We start from the raw sequence: 16,060 nt of genomic DNA on the forward strand, positions 1-16,060 counted from the left end.
CTCTAAAGAAAACGGCACTTTACGTAAATTGAGTCCTACCTGACGTGTAATGAGCTGTAAAACATCATCAAGGTTTTGATTTTGGTTCCAGTCAAGTTGTAAACGGATTCTTTCTTCTGAAGGCTCAATTCTATAATGTTTAGCAATCGTTAAGACCGCCTGTAACCAGGGCTGGTAATTTATTTTTGTCATCATGGTTGTACTTCGAACCCCTGAATTGAAATATTATTCAAGCCATAGGCTTGGCGAGAACGTCCTGTTGCCGCAATGTACTGAACAATACTGTTGTAGATGTCATAACGTGCGGTTTCGAGTTCTGAATTGGCACTATGAATGGCCTGCTCTGCATTCAATAAATCGACCAATGAACGTGTACCGAGTTTGTACTGCTCTTGATAAAGTTCACGTGTACGAACCGTAGTGCCTTGGCGATTGGTCAGTACCTGCATTTGGCGTTGTTTATTTTCAATTTGCTCACGACTGGTTCTGATCTGATCGAGCACATCCAGATACACAGAATTCACTTTAGATTTAGCAGCTTCTTCTGCATAACTTGCCATTTTTACTTGGGAAGAAACTGCCCCACCTTGATAAAACTGGCTGGTGGCTTCAAGCATGACCGAGCTATATAAACCATCGTCCTCATCATTGTTCGGGTTTCTGCCATTAATGGCCTGACTGACCGAACCTTTTACCGCCAAAGTCGGATAACGACTTAGTCGGGTCTGTTCTTTTTGAGCTTTGGCAACTTCAACACCCGCTTGTGCAGCGATCATTTTAGGAATGGTATTAAACTCAGGCTCATTATAGAGGCCAGATTGCTTTACCAAATCATCAGGAATGACCCATGCCTTATTAAAAACATCTACTCCTACCAGAGTTCTTAGATGTTGCTGGTACTGACGTAATAAAGATTGCTGTGCAATGAGTGTCGACTGTGCAGACTCTAAATATGTTTGTGCCTGAACTGGATCGGCTTGGCTACTAATACCGGCATTTGCACGTAAATTGGCAATTTCCTGAATACGTTGAATCCCAGCAATTTGCTGCTCGGCGATTTTATTTAATTGGAGATAGCGCTGAATATTGATAATCGACTGTGCCACATCAAGTGCAATATCATCAATGCTAACCAGCACGTTGGCCTGCTCGACTTGTACTTTGGCACGCTCAACAGATACACCTGATTTTACTTTGCCAAAATCAAAAAGCATTTGAGTCGCAGATAACGTGAGTAACTGTCTACCCCGCTCACCACTACTCAAATCACCTGTGGTAATACCACCTGAAATTTGAGGATAGTAACCTGCCTTCGCAACATCAATACCAGCATTTTGGCCAGCTAGAGTTGAAATGGCTTGAGAAATATTAGGGTTTCGTTGAACTGCATATTGAATCGCATCAATTAAACTGACTTGATTGCTCCACATCGCAGTAGACGTCGGTAAATAGTTCCCATCATTTCCTAGTTGTTGAAATTGGCTCTGATCAAACCCTAAATTGCTTAATTTTTGGAAATCGACAGATCGGTAGCTTTCATCTGGCGTAGGTTTAAAGAGTTGAGAAACTTTTTTTGTTAAACTTTTTCCCGAGTTAACAGACGCGGTCTCTGCCTTTGTAATTGATATTGATACACTAGAAGCAATACAAAAATATAAAAAAAACTTCGTACCTGATCTGATTATAAGTTGGAAATCATTGTGGGAAAAAGGCAATTTACTCATTAGAAAATCTAATCTCTTGAAATATTGTAAAACAATCAAAAACTCAGTTAAAAATTATCAAAAATATTAAATTCCATACTTTAAATAAATAATTTTCAGAATAATTTTCTTTGAGAAAAAATAAAGTAAAAAATGATTAATTTTCAACAGCGGCAACTAAGCATCTAATTTACTTACAATTTAAATTATAAAAATGAGTTTTAAACACATATATTTAAAAACCAATTAAACACTTAAAAAAACTATAATATTCAATTATCAGAATAAATAATTTCCATAAAAAAAACCTACCTCTTGGGGAAGTGGTAGGCTATAAACTCTAAAAAATCATATTAGTAAAAATATATTATTTATTTAAATTCATCAATAATGATTTATTTAAAATAAAATTAAAACACATGATTAAAAACATATTAAACAAATAAAATATTTTCTATTTATTTTAGAGCACAGCACATGTGCTTTAAAAGGGTTGCCAATAGTAGCCCTTTTTACATTTACATCTTTATAAAAATATATGATCTTTATGTGAGATCCAAATAACCAAATACAGCCTTTTCAACTTGCGTAACTGACTACCAAACTGGTGGTGCGTTAAGCTGATAAGTTTAAGCGGGCTCCTGAAGTTCCTTGTTATAACTTATGCTTTGCATTTCCTGTAATCGTGAATAGGTTCTTTGAAATTCAAATTTAAGCCTCTCGCCTTTATATAATTGATTTAATGGTTGTGAAGCAGCAAAGTATAGTTTGATTTTTTGATCATAAATCTCATCAATCAAATAAATAAAACGTCTCACGGTATCATAAATTCTATCTGTTAGATCACCAATTCCACTGATGAGAACATAGTCATATTGCGTTGCTATCTCAATATAATCAGCTGGGCTTCTGGCTTCCCGACAAAGGTTTTCGAAGTCGAACCAAATCACATTCTTATAGCAAGATTTAACCTCTACTGATCTGTGGTTGATCATGATGCTAGTCTTGCGTTCTTTCTGGTTATTTGTAAGCTGCTGATAAACCGAATGAAGCCATTGTTCTGATTCTTCATTTAATGGAAATCTATAGAAATCATCATTGGCGTTGCTTTCTTTTATGGTTCTGTAATCTAGTTGATTACCGATCTTCAAGACGGTGCAATTCTTATTGATATGATCTATGGTCTCTAAAAATCTATCGCGATTTAAGCCATCTTTATAAAGATCCTTCGAATCAATATTCGAGGTAGCAACCAATATTACTTTCTTTGAAAATAGCAGATTAAATAGATTTGAAAGTATCATTGCATCAGCAACATTTGATACAAAAAACTCATCGAAGCAAATGAGCTTATACTGGCTTGCTATGTCATTAGCGATCAGTTTTAAAGGGTCTTTATTTCCCCGATAGCCAATAAGTTGTTTGTGAACATCTTTTAAGAAATGATGAAAATGAACTCTCATTTTCTTTTTAAAATTTAGAGAGTTATAAAACAAATCCATAATCCAGGTCTTGCCTGTTCCTACACTCCCCCACATATATAAACCTTTAATCTGGGGACTAAAGAAATGATTAGACTGGTTTTCAATTTTATTCCAAATTTCATTTAATTTTTCAATAGCTTGTCGCTGAGATGGATCTGCAAGAACAACGCCATTATTAATCATAGAGTTGTATATATCGAGTGGACTTTGCCCCTCATGCTTAAGCATCTTCATTCCCTACGGTAGCCAAGATTGTTGTTGAGTGCTTAACATAATATCATTCATTATTTAAACTGCTGGAGAAAAATAAGAAAGCTGATGTCAGTATAATGGAGTCTTAATTCTATATTCTTTTGAAATTTCCTTTATTACCTGATTCAATAAATCCTCATTCATAATCCATGTAACTCACTACCAAACTGGTGATACGTTAAGGTGGTAAGTTCAGACATCTGCCGAAAAACGAGAATTGAAATTACTTAAAACAAAAGCCATCTCAGTGGATGGCTTTTGTGTTTATAAACTTAAATCATTTCACCCAAGGTATACAAAGAGTCATTAACGCTCTTTTTTTAAGGCTTAGAGCTTTACAACAACTCTGCCTCTTATTTTTCCATCTAAAATTTCATTTGAAAAATTTAAGGCATCACTTAACTGAATCTCAGTCGTTACTGTTTCCAATTTTGTTTTATCTAATTCTTTAGCTAAACGCTCCCAAGCTTCTTTTCTTAGCTCGATTGGTGCCATAACACTGTCAATTCCATATAAGGTAATTCCTCTCAAGATAAATGGAGCAACTGTTGCAGGAAAATCCATTCCACCAGCCAGACCACACGCAGCAACTGCACCACGATATTTTGTGCTAGCACAAGCATTGGCTAAAGTATGACTGCCCACAGTATCAATCACACCTGCCCAAATTTCCTTGTTTAGCGGCTTTCCTTGTGAAGATAATTCAGCACGATCAATAATTTCGCTTGCCCCTAAACTCGTTAAATATTCTGTTTCTTGGGGTCTACCAGTTGATGCTGTAATTTCATAACCAAGATGACTCAAAATAATAATGGCAATACTACCTACTCCACCATTTGCACCTGTCACTAAAATTTTTCCATCACTTGGCTTGATTCCATGCCTTTGCAAGGCCATTACACACAGCATTGCGGTATAACCTGCTGTACCAATAATCATCGTATCCTTAAAAGAAAAAGCAGAAGGTTTCTGTATGAGCCAATCACCTGAAACAGTCACTTGTTCAGCTAATCCGCCAGAATATTTTTCACCAACACCCCAGCCATTTAATAGAACTTCATCTCCTTCTTTCCATGCTGGATGTTTTGATGCAATTACAACACCTGAAAAATCTATGCCTGGTGTTAATGGAAAACTACGAACTACTGGAGAACGCCCAGTAATGGCTAAAGCATCTTTATAATTTAATGTTGAATATTTTACTTCAACGGTTACCTCTCCTTCCTGCAAAGGCTTTGGAGTAATCTCAGTAACCTTTGCCAGATAACCAGCATCATCTTTAGTAATTACGATACCTGTATACATAAAAATATCCTCTTTATTTAATTAGACCAATTGCCTAGAATTAATTAAAAAATAAATGCATGTTATGCATTTATTTTTTAATTAGTTTCTTATGTTATTGAGTTGTTCTACACCCAATGTAAACAAACGATAAAATGCTTCTAGAGGACTCGTAGACTTGATTAACCGAGCTCTAAGAACTGCGCCTTCCCACCCAATCCAAAATTGGTAAGCCATTTCATCACAATCTGTTAAGTTATATTGAGAGTAAAACTCATGCAAACAATCAGAAACCATTTTCTGCCAGACCTGAAAAATACTTTCTATTCGATCAATAATTTCAGGGGCTAAATAAGAAACCTCTTGCCCTAAATTTCCCAGAATACAACCTCGCTTAAAATCATATTTCTGTAGCTTTTCTCCAGCATCATTTACAAAGTTTTGTAGTTTTTCTAGAGGAGGGAGATCTGGTTGACTTAAAAACTTATTCAATCGTCTCACAAAATAAATTTCGTAGGCCTTTAAGACTTCTAAAATAAATGCCTCTTTGTTTTCAAAATAATGATAAAAAGAGCCTTTAGGAATTTGAATAGGCTTCATTAAATCATCTAAACTCATGGCATTCATTCCACGTTCTGTAAGCAATTCAATACCACGACGTATTAATACATCTTTCGTATCTGCATAATTGCTTCCATGCTTAGTGGGCCGACCACGTGGTCTTTTGGGTAAGTTTGAATAGTTCATATTTACAAAATAGACTATCTATCTAGAAATAGCAATGTCATTCGATCTTATACTATCGTAGGAGTTTAGATAAGCTAAATCTAACAACCACACTAGTAATTTTTAAGTAACTTCCTATATTTAACTTAGTTTAAGTCAGACTAAAAGACCATATTTAAGTGATTAAATAGCAAATAGACTATTAACTATAAAAACAGCAGATCCTCTATTATAATCATTACTTAATTATTTTTTATTTAGACCAACTATGAAGAAAAAAGGTTCTTCAATTACACGGGTACTTGATATTTTAGAAGCCGTTGCTACTTCAAAACACCCACCCACTCCACTTGATCTTGCCGTAGATCTAGATATTCCTAAACCGAGTATTCACCGTTTGCTACAAACACTAGAGCAAGAAAGGTTTCTCAAATGTGACACCTATGGTGGTTTTGTGGTTGGTGATCGCACTTATAAATGGCTGATGAGTATTTGGGAGCAAGAATCTCGTAAGATCGAACGTCTTGCAATTCTACAAAAACTTTCTGATCAAATCGGTGAAACCTGCGGGATAGCAATCCTTAGTGAAAACCAAATGCTATATACTGATCGTGTGCAAACCAACTGGCCCTTACAGGTTTATCTACCGGTTGGCTCAACTGTTCCATTATGGTGTAGTTCCAGCGGAAAACTATTCCTAAGCTTTCTAGAACCGATACAACGAAAAAGAATATTATCTCAGCTGCCAATCACGCAGATGACAAAAAATACGATGATCGATATCGATCAATTAGATATGCACTTGGCTGAGATCTTTGAAAAAAAACTGGGTAGTGACAACGAAGAATTTATTGCAGGTATGGTTGCTTGTTCTGTACCGATTTTAAAAGATGGAAATATTATTGCCTGTCTATATGTACATGCACCTACCATTCGCAAATCTCTTGAAGAACTTCAGGCCTTTGAGCCTTTGCTACGTGAGGCAGCAACTGCATTAGAATCTTTAGTCAATTCATGAAAAAGCGCTGTTTCACTTGGAAACAGCGCAAAACTCGATCTAAAATTTGCGAGTGAATTTAATTTAAGGTAGGCATAGCAAATTGAGCACCTTCACGTACATCACTAGCAGGCCAACGTTGAGTAATCGTTTTACGACGGGTATAGAAGCGTGCACCATCTGGACCATAAGCGCTTAAATCACCAAATAATGAACGTTTCCAGCCACCAAAGCTGTGATAAGAAACAGGCACTGGCAATGGAATATTAATTCCAACCATCCCCACTTTAATATGATCACTAAAGTATCGAGCTGCCTCACCATCACGGGTATATATACATGTACCATTGCCATATTCATGGTCATTGATCAGTTGCATCGCTTTATGCATGCTGTCGACTCGCATAATCTGTAGTACTGGCCCAAAGATTTCTTCTTTATAACTAGTCATGTCCATTGTCACTTGGTCAATCAGTGTCGCACCAACAAAGTAACCATTTTCATAACCTTCAGGACTCATCTGGCGACCATCAACCACAATTTTCGCACCTTGTTCTTCAGCGCTGTCGATGTAACCAAGTACTTTAGCTTTGTGCTGAGCTGTGATAACAGGCCCAAAGTCATTAGATTTATCTGAATAATGCCCAACTTTCAGATCTTTCATCGCCTCAGTCAGTTTTGCAATGATTTTATCTGCAATTTCATCACCAACAGCTACTGCTACAGATAGAGCCATACAGCGCTCACCCGAAGAACCAAATGCTGCACCTAATAATGAATTTACTACATTATCAATATCTGCATCCGGCATCACGATAGCATGGTTCTTTGCACCACCCAAGGCTTGGCAACGCTTTCCATTGGCAGTTGCGGTCGCATAGATATATTCAGCAATTGGGGTTGATCCAACAAAACTAACAGCTTGTACCACTGGGCTAGTAAGCAAGGTATCAACTGCAACCTTATCACCATTAACTACGTTCAAAACTCCATCTGGCAGACCAGCTTCTTTCAACAACTGTGCGATGTACAAGGTTGATGATGGATCACGCTCAGATGGTTTAAGTACGAAAGTATTACCGCAAACAATCGCCATTGGGAACATCCATAATGGCACCATCACAGGGAAGTTAAATGGTGTAATACCCGCTACTACACCTAACGGCTGCATCTCACTCCAAGAGTCGATACCAGGTCCGACATTTTTGCTGTATTCACCTTTCAAGAACTCTGCTGCGCAACAAGCATATTCAACATTTTCAATTCCACGTTGTAATTCACCTGCCGCATCATGAACAATCTTGCCATGTTCAGCTCCAATCAAAGCACAAATTTGATCTGCATTTTTCTCAAGTAGCTCTTTAAAACGGAACATGATTCTAACGCGTTTCATTACAGGAGTATTACGCCATTCAGGGAATGCTGCCTCAGCTGCTGCAATCGCTTGCTCTACTGTTTCTACACTAGCCAAAGCCACAGATTTCTCTGACTCCCCTGTCGCAGGGTTATAAACTGGTTGGCTACGTACATTGTTGCTTTCGGTGGTCATCACACCATTAATAAAATGTCCTAAAATTGTCATTAGGTTCTTCCTCTTTAAATTATGACTGTTACTGTATTTACTTTTCAGCTTTGTAAATTACTTCTGCGCTAACTAGTTAGCTCATGTCCAAAGGCTTTTCAGACTTATTCCGTAATCCACAATTGTTGATATAGGTTCACCATCTCTTCGACAGTCGGTACGATAGGGTTATTACTTGGAGAGCCAGATGCCAAAGCTTGTTCTGCCATGACCTGTACCACTTGATCAAACTCAGCTTTTTGTACTCCAAACTCAGCTAGCGTCGGTACCTGCAAATCGCGGTTGATTTCAATTAATGCATTAACCAATTTTTGATTTGCGATTTCATCTGCATCATCAGTGTGAGCGACACCCATAGCTCTTGCACATTGCGCATATTTTTCAGGTGCAGCTTTAATCGAGTAAGCGGTAATCATAGGCAATAACATAGCGTTCGATAGTCCATGTGGTACATGGAAAAATGCCCCAATTGGTCGACTCATGCCATGCACTAGTGCTACAGAGGCATTGGAAAATGCAATTCCTGCTAAAGTTGAACCCAGCATCATCGCTTCACGGGCAGCTTCGTTTTTTGGTTCGCTATAAACTTTTTGTAGATTTGGCCCAATTAATTTCATTGCAGCCATAGCTTGCACATCACTATAGGCATTTGCTTTTTTACTGACATAAGCTTCTATAGCGTGAGTTAGAGCATCAATACCTGTATCAGCCGTAGTACGTGCTGGTAAAGACATAGTTAACGTATAGTCAATGATCGCAGCGACAGGTAAAAAACCCATGCCAGCACAGAGCATTTTTTCACTGGTCGAATCTTCAGTTATGATTGTGAAACGGGTACATTCAGAGCCCGTACCTGCTGTCGTCGGGATTGCAATGATCGGTAAACCAGTTTCGTTGACCTGACGCGGAAACTTATAATCGCGCATCTCACCGCCAAATTTACCTAAGATCCCAATTGCTTTAGCACTGTCGATTGGACTACCACCACCTATAGCAATAATCGCATCATAGTCATGACGGCGGATATGCTCTACTCCAGCTGCAATCGAACTAGAAGTGGGCTCAGGAATGGTTTCATCAAAATAATCTGATTCAATCTGCTCCGCTTTGAGAATATTTTGAATTTCATCAATATATCCTAAGGAGACCATAACCTTATCAGTGATAATCAAAGGTTTATGACAGCCAAGACTGTTTAAGATTTGTGGAAGTTTGAGTCGAGCATCTTTACCGACTTCTATAATTCTAGGGAGTTGTATGCTTGAGGCCATGCTATTTTCCTTTCTGTAATAGATCCATTGTGTTAAGCAATTTGTTGAGTTTTATTAAAATGAGCCGAACCATGTGCCGAGTGTGATGACACCTATCAGTGCGAACAGTGGAATGACCACAGCCACCACAAACATATCGAAATAAGATTGTTTATGGGTCAAGCCGCAGAGGGTAATAATTGTGATCACAGCACCGTTATGAGGTAGTGAATCTAATGCCCCAGAGGCCATTGATGCGACGCGATGCATTAATTCGGGTGAAATATTAAATTGTTGGGCTAACTGCATGTAGGTATCACCCATAGTGTTGAGTGCAATACTCAAACCTCCTGAAGCAGAACCCGTGATCCCAGCCAAGACATTAATCACAATCGCTTCTGAAATCAGAGGACTATTGGGAGCTAATCCAACTAAAAAATCACGTAAGATTAAGAATCCAGCCAAAGATGCGATCACTGAGCCATAACCAACCTCAGATGCCGTATTAAAGATTGGTAAAAATGAAGAGGATACGCCTTGTTGGATAGAGCCTTTGAGGTCATTAAGACGATGCCAATTCAATAGAATGATAATTAAACATGCCAACACCAGTGCGCAAATGATTGCCCATAATCCCAATACTGAACTTAGACCGACATTTCCATATTTTGCTGTAGCAAGATAAGTGTTATCTAAATTCGGCAGGATCACTTTAGTCAGTACAAAGTTACTTACAATGACTACCAAGATAGGCATAATCGCGACTAAAAGTGAGGGCTGTTGCATACCACCATGGGCATTGTTTACTGCTAAAGAAACTGGTTCATGATGGTGACCATAACCTTCTTGCATAGCTTGTGCGATATTGACCCGTCTGTTTAACCACCACATCCCAGTCACTAACATAAAGATTGAGCCCAATACCCCAAGTCCTGGTGCTGCATAAAGATCGGTATGGAAAAATGGCATTGGAATCGCGTTCTGAATCGCAGGTGTACCTGGTAATGCAGTCATGGTAAAGGTTAATGCCCCTAACATGATCACCCCTGGAATGAGTCGCTTAGGAATATCTAATTGCTTGAATAAAGCTGAAGCAATTGGATATACCGCAAAACCAACCACAAACAATGAGACTCCACCATAGGTCAATACTGCACAGGACAGTACTATCGAAAGCACAGCACTTTGGTGCCCTAGTTTTTGTACAAAAAACTCTGCAATTGTTTGCGCTGAGCCTGAATCATCCATCAGTTTGCCAAAGATTGCCCCAAGCAAAAATAATGGAAAATACTTGATGATATAGCCACCAAGTCCAGTCATAAATATTTGGGTATAAACACCCAATACTTCATGACTTAGGCCGCTCCATAACACCGCAAACAAAGCTAAAAATGGCGCCAAAATAATGACGCTATGTCCCTTATATGCCAAATACATCAGCAAGATCAGGGACAAGACTATTCCTGTCAGTCCGAGCATAATTCAATCCTTTGACCATATTCCAATCCATGTTTTAAGTTCTATTTTGAATCTTATTATCAAAACAAAAAACTTAAAATGATACGATTCGTATCATTATTCATTTATAAGAGATTCTATTAAGAGTGTCAAACCTTTTTTAGTTCGTGATTTAAATGAACAAAATTGAAGTTAGAAAAAGCGAAGAATTTTATTTTTGGATTTAAATTGAGATTGATATTACGTCATAAAAAACGACAAGAAATGTGCTGAACGAAGCATACTTGCATCCATACATGTAGTTATTTTTTATAAAAAAAACTTAATTTGAACGTTGAATGTAAAGATCAAGCTAGATCTACCCGATTTACCTTATTTCTTAGAACTATTCACGCTCAAGAAAACAGAGTAAAACCGGGTAGCAAAACCACTTTAATGTCCTGATGCTCCCTCTGCCCCTAACCCAGTCTCAGATCGTACCTGTTGAGCAACAAAGGCTGCCCGCTCACGCTCCGCGCTAGTACTACGGTCAGTGATTGAGAAAAACCAGATACTAACGAAACCTATAGTCATTGAAAAAAGCGCTGGCGAAGTATAGGGGAATAAAGCGGAACCCTCTGGATTTCCAAGTGTAGTCTCCCACACCGACGGCGAGACCAAAGTTAGCACAACAGACGATAGTAGCCCCAAAAAGCCGCCTATTACGGCACCGCGAGTTGTGCAATCTTTCCATAGCACTGACATAAAAAGCACGGGAAAATTAGCCGAAGCGGCAATAGCAAATGCCAGAGATACCATGAATGCGATATTCTGTTTTTCAAAAGCAATGCCTAATAAGACTGCAATGATACTTAATACCACAGTAGTGATTCGGGAAACTTTAAGTTCACTTTTACTGTCTGCTTTACCCTTTTTAAATAATGTGGCATACAAATCATGCGACACAGCCGAAGCACCTGATAGTGTGAGTCCTGCAACCACTGCAAGAATAGTTGCAAATGCCACGGCAGAAATAAAGCCATAGAAAACGTTACCGCCCACTGACTTAGCTACAAGTACTGCTGCCATATTAGCAGTGCCTGCTCCACCATTAATTACACCCTTGGTAACATCTGCGAACTCAGGATTAGTTAGCACTAGCGCTATGGCACCAAAACCAATAATGAAAATTAATACGTAGAAATAACCGATCCAAGTCGTAGCCCAAAGTACAGATTTACGTGCTTCCTTGGCATCAGGCACGGTAAAAAAGCGCATCAAAACATGTGGCAAACCAGCGGTGCCAAACATAAGTGCCATACCAAACGAAATAGCTGATATTGGGTCTTTCACAAAACCACCAGGCCCCATAATGGCTAGACCGAGCTGACTAGCTTCATCTGGTGAATGACCAGCGTTGGCTGCAATTGCCGTTCGTACCTCTACACCTCTTGCGAATAAAGCTTCTGGGCTAAATCCAAACTGGGCTAGTACCATAAAGGCCATAAACGTCACACCTGCTAACAATAAGCAAGCTTTTGTTATCTGTACCCATGTGGTAGCCGTCATACCACCAAAAAGTACATACAACATCATCAATGCACCAACAATGACTACTGCCACCCAATAATCTAAGCCAAATAGCAATTTGATGAGTTGACCAGCACCAACCATCTGAGCAATTAAGTAAAATGCCACCACCACTAGCGTTCCTCATGCTGCAAATGCACGAATTGGTGTCTGTCTAAAACGGTAACCAGCAACATCCGCAAAAGTAAATTTACCCAAGTTGCGTAAACGCTCAGCCATTAGAAAAGTGATGATCGGCCAACCTACCAAAAAACCAATGGAATAAATCAGCCCATCATAACCAGTAGTCATAACAGCAGCCGATATGCCTAAGAATGATGCTGCCGACATATAGTCACCAGCAATTGCTAAACCATTCTGAAAGCCAGTAATACCACCACCAGCAGTATAAAAATCCGCAGCAGACTTTGTTTTCGTGGCGGCCCATTTCGTAATCAAAAGCGTAGCAACCACAAAGGTGCCAAACATACCAATAGCTGTCCAGTTGGTGGCTTGCTTGGCCGTTTCGCCTACATCACCACCAGCAGCATGTGCGACAGTTGTAACCAATAAACTAAGTATTACCGTTAGAAAGCTGATGGAGGTCTTCATCGTGTAGCCTCCTTCAGGATTTGCTTTGTGATTAAATCGAACTCACTATTAGCTCGGCGTACATAAATACCCGTGATCACAATGGTGAAGATGATCACCGCCATACCGATTGGAATACCCAATGTTGTTACACCGCTACCAATCGGTTGTGCCAGAAATGGCTTATTGAATGCAATAAGCGAAATATAACCGAAATACACCAGCAATAGCATTGACGTCAAAACGAAACCGAGGCGATTGCGTTTTTTACGCAGTGCAATATATTCGGGATTTTGTTGGATCCTTTCAACAATGGAATCATTCATTTTTCTCTCCTTGTAATGAACCATATTTTGTTGGACGAGGTGATTTATTGTTTTCCCTCGTCCTTTTGGCACAAGTACACCTAACTATCCTGAATGTACTCTTAGGGCCACCAAACCTTAACGATGACGGAAGACTGGCGCACGCTTGCTAAGGAATGCATGCATACCCTCCTTCTGGCCATCAGTCGCGAATGCTGCTTGAAATAGTCTTCGCTCATGCAGCATGCCTTCAGTCAAACCAACTTCTAATGCACGGTTCACTGCTTCTTTCGCCATCCGTACCGCAGGAGCGTTATAGCCAGCAATAGTATGTGCAGCCTCTAGCGCGGTTTGCAGTAATTCAGTTGAAGGTACAATACGAGCGACTAACCCAGCCGCCTTTGCCTCCACAGCATTAATGCTTCGTCCAGTAAGAATTAGGTCCATAGCAAGTGCCTTTCCGACTGATCGAGTAAGTCGTTGCGATCCGCCAATCCCAGGTAAAATACCCAGCTTTATCTCTGGCTGTCCGAAATGTGCATCTTCAGCAGCGATAATAAAGTCACACATCATCGCTAATTCACAGCCCCCGCCAAGTGCATAACCACTAACGGCTGCAATAATAGGTTTACTGATGCTTAGCAGTTCCTGCCAAGCAGCAAAGATGTCATTTGCTTGCAATTCAGCGAAGGTTTTATCAGCCATCTCTTCGATGTCAGCACCAGCTGCGAAAGCTCTTGGGCTCCCTGCGATAACAATTGCACCAATGTTGTCATCGGCATCAAACTGTCGAAGAGCAGCGACCACCTCACGAGACATACGCACGTTCAGCGCATTAAGACTTTTTGGTCTGTTTAAAGTAATTAGTCCTACGCGTTCACGTCGCTCAACCAAAATGGTCTCATAGCGCTGTGCAGATACAGACTCAACAGGGGTATTGGCTACAGTTGCAGATTTTGTAGTACTAGATTGAGTGTTTACATTTTTATTAACTGATGCAGTCATGGGTGGTATCTCCTAGATAAAACGATAATCGAATAAATTTAAGCAATGGCCTGCTTGAGTTGGTCATGATCTTCTTGTGGTAGTGGTTCATCATCTGTGCCAGCGGCAGGAGCATAATCCCCTGTTCCTGACATCAACTCAGCGAGAATACGTTCGCGATGTTCATCGAGTGCTGGCGCACGTAGTGGAGTATTAACGTCAATATCAGAAAAGGTGTTGAGCTTGATTGGATTGCCTGCCGTTCGGAAGGAACGACCTGCCGCTCCCTGAACTTGAATAATCATATTGCGTGCAGCAAGCTGAGGATGATCCAACAATCGATCAATCGTATTGATTGGTGCACATGGAACGCCGGCTATATTTAATTGATCAATCCAATGTTCCATAGGTTCTGTGCGTGTAATCTCCTCAATCGCTTGAACCAGTGCAGGACGATTGCGGCAGCGTAAATCATTAGTGATAAATCGTGGATCTAGTGCCAATTGTGGGTTGCCAAGCACATCTGCCATGAGCATGAAAAGCTGATCATTACCTGCGGCAATTACGAAACGACCATCTTTCGCTGAAAAAGTCTCAAATGGGGCAAGTGATGGATGGTTGTCACCTGTACGTGTAGGAACTTTACCTTCGACATCATAACGTGCCAATGCAGTCTCCATGAGTGCTGCTTGGCAATCCAACATACCAATGTCTACTCGCGATCCTTGTGCGTCACGAGTTCTTTTGTAGAGTGATGCAACTATACCGATGGCTGCGAACAAAGCTGCACTGAGGTCGCCGAAGCTAGTACCTACTCGAGCTGGCGGAGCATCGGGCCAGCCAGTCAAGCTCATAATTCCCCCCATAGCCTGTACCACCATGTCATAGCCAGGCAGATCGCTAAGGGGGCCAGTATGTCCAAATCCAGAGATTGAAGCATAGACAAGATGCGGATGGGTTCGCGCAAGTCGTTCCGCCCCATAACCTAAACGATCCATTACACCAGGGCGAAAGTTTTCGACGAGTACGTCGGCCTGATCAAGCATACGCTCCAGCAGATCACGATCGCGCGGGCTCTTAATGTCTAATGCGATGCTCTCCTTGCCTCGATTGAAACACATGAAATACGCTGACTCATCGTCAATGAACGGTCCGAATGCACGAGTATCATCACCAGTCGCAATTCTTTCAATTTTAATGACACGTGCCCCGAGATCAGCCAATATCATTGTGCAATAAGGACCCGCAAGGACACGTGAAAAGTCCAATACTGTGATGCCATCTAGAGGGCCTTTTTTGGGAGGCAAGCCTTGTGAGGTATCCATTGTTATATCTCCTTGTTTAACAAATTTTGTATCCCTACTGATCTAGTGAATGGCTTCTTTGGTCATCATGAGTGTTGAGCTGTTGACATTACCGATCCTAATATTTCCCACCAACTAATTAGACCAACCATCTAGAAATAAGCAAAAAAAATATATCGAGTATTTACAACATCTTGGACAGCCCCTCAAAAGATAGACAAGCTTAGCCGACACCAAAAAATATTAGACCACCCACCTAGAAATAGAGTAAAAAAAAGACTAAGTGTGCTTGGATACTAGACCAAGCATTTTTACAAGTCAACTCATCATATTTACTGGAATATTTTACTAAATCAGTTACCTTTTTTTCAAAATCTTAGCTATAAATTCAAAGGTTTACTTCTAATTTTTAGGTTAATTTCTATACATCAATACGCTGATGTAATAAGAAAATTTAAAAAAATTTGAATGCCATCAAAGGGAAAAAAACAATAATTTTTATATAATTATGTTGATTTTTTATCCTTATTTTTTTTGATAAATCTAAAGTTTAAAAATATCTGTGGGCCTCCATGCTAAAACCTATTCAATG

General features: G+C 39.8%; 12 protein-coding genes and 1 pseudogene. 1 reads left to right on the top strand and 12 read right to left on the bottom strand.

Features of this window, described 5'->3' with window-relative positions:
- The 5 genes from ACXM0J_RS14545 to ACXM0J_RS14565 form a co-directional block, all read right to left on the bottom strand.
- On the bottom strand, positions 1-195 hold a 195-nt coding region (locus ACXM0J_RS14545), incomplete at its 3' end, for a hypothetical protein (protein WP_479750618.1).
- Entirely contained in the window at positions 192-1,724 is a 1,533-nt protein-coding gene (locus ACXM0J_RS14550; RefSeq protein WP_262470894.1) for a TolC family outer membrane protein, read from the bottom strand. The genes ACXM0J_RS14550 and ACXM0J_RS14545, both read right to left, overlap by 4 nt.
- A 608-nt stretch (positions 1,725-2,332) precedes the next feature.
- Positions 2,333-3,415, bottom strand: a complete 1,083-nt coding sequence (gene zapE / locus ACXM0J_RS14555) for a cell division protein ZapE (protein ID WP_086265977.1) — start codon at positions 3,413-3,415, stop codon at positions 2,333-2,335.
- Between the two features lie 351 nt (positions 3,416-3,766).
- On the bottom strand, positions 3,767-4,744 hold the full coding sequence (gene acuI, locus ACXM0J_RS14560; protein WP_086265978.1) for an acrylyl-CoA reductase (NADPH): 978 nt from the start codon (positions 4,742-4,744) through the stop codon (positions 3,767-3,769).
- Between the two features lie 81 nt (positions 4,745-4,825).
- A complete protein-coding gene (locus tag ACXM0J_RS14565; protein ID WP_086265979.1) occupies positions 4,826-5,470 on the bottom strand; it encodes a TetR/AcrR family transcriptional regulator in 645 nt (214 codons plus the stop codon).
- 247 nt (positions 5,471-5,717) lie between these two features.
- On the opposite strand from ACXM0J_RS14565, the gene ACXM0J_RS14570 reads away from it, so the two are divergent.
- Positions 5,718-6,467, top strand: a complete 750-nt coding sequence (locus tag ACXM0J_RS14570; protein WP_086265980.1) for an IclR family transcriptional regulator — start codon at positions 5,718-5,720, stop codon at positions 6,465-6,467.
- A gap of 58 nt (positions 6,468-6,525) precedes the next feature.
- Here the strand turns inward: ACXM0J_RS14570 and ACXM0J_RS14575 are convergent, their stop codons facing one another.
- From ACXM0J_RS14575 to ACXM0J_RS14605, 7 genes and pseudogenes are all read right to left on the bottom strand, one after another.
- The gene (locus tag ACXM0J_RS14575) at positions 6,526-8,028 is read right to left on the bottom strand and encodes a CoA-acylating methylmalonate-semialdehyde dehydrogenase (protein WP_086265981.1); all 1,503 of its coding nucleotides are present in this window, start codon (positions 8,026-8,028) and stop codon (positions 6,526-6,528) included.
- Positions 8,029-8,132: 104 nt separating this feature from the next.
- On the bottom strand, positions 8,133-9,299 hold the full coding sequence (locus tag ACXM0J_RS14580) for an iron-containing alcohol dehydrogenase (RefSeq protein ID WP_086265982.1): 1,167 nt from the start codon (positions 9,297-9,299) through the stop codon (positions 8,133-8,135).
- Positions 9,300-9,353: 54 nt separating this feature from the next.
- The gene (locus tag ACXM0J_RS14585) at positions 9,354-10,757 is read right to left on the bottom strand and encodes a GntP family permease (protein ID WP_086265983.1); all 1,404 of its coding nucleotides are present in this window, start codon (positions 10,755-10,757) and stop codon (positions 9,354-9,356) included.
- Between the two features lie 411 nt (positions 10,758-11,168).
- Positions 11,169-12,896, bottom strand: a pseudogene (locus tag ACXM0J_RS14590) (cation acetate symporter).
- Positions 12,893-13,201: a DUF485 domain-containing protein gene (locus ACXM0J_RS14595; RefSeq protein ID WP_086265984.1), complete on the bottom strand. Its 309-nt coding sequence runs from the start codon at positions 13,199-13,201 to the stop codon at positions 12,893-12,895. Before ACXM0J_RS14595 ends, ACXM0J_RS14590 begins: the two are co-directional and overlap by 4 nt.
- Positions 13,202-13,318: 117 nt before the next feature.
- Positions 13,319-14,185 carry an enoyl-CoA hydratase gene (locus ACXM0J_RS14600; RefSeq protein WP_086265985.1) on the bottom strand — a complete coding sequence of 289 codons (867 nt, stop codon included), beginning with the start codon at positions 14,183-14,185 and terminating at the stop codon, positions 13,319-13,321.
- A gap of 38 nt (positions 14,186-14,223) precedes the next feature.
- Positions 14,224-15,489: a CaiB/BaiF CoA transferase family protein gene (locus ACXM0J_RS14605; protein WP_086265986.1), complete on the bottom strand. Its 1,266-nt coding sequence runs from the start codon at positions 15,487-15,489 to the stop codon at positions 14,224-14,226.
- Positions 15,490-16,060 lie beyond the last annotated feature (571 nt).

Source organism: Acinetobacter sp. GRABPA_MV_2 (assembly GCF_056725885.1).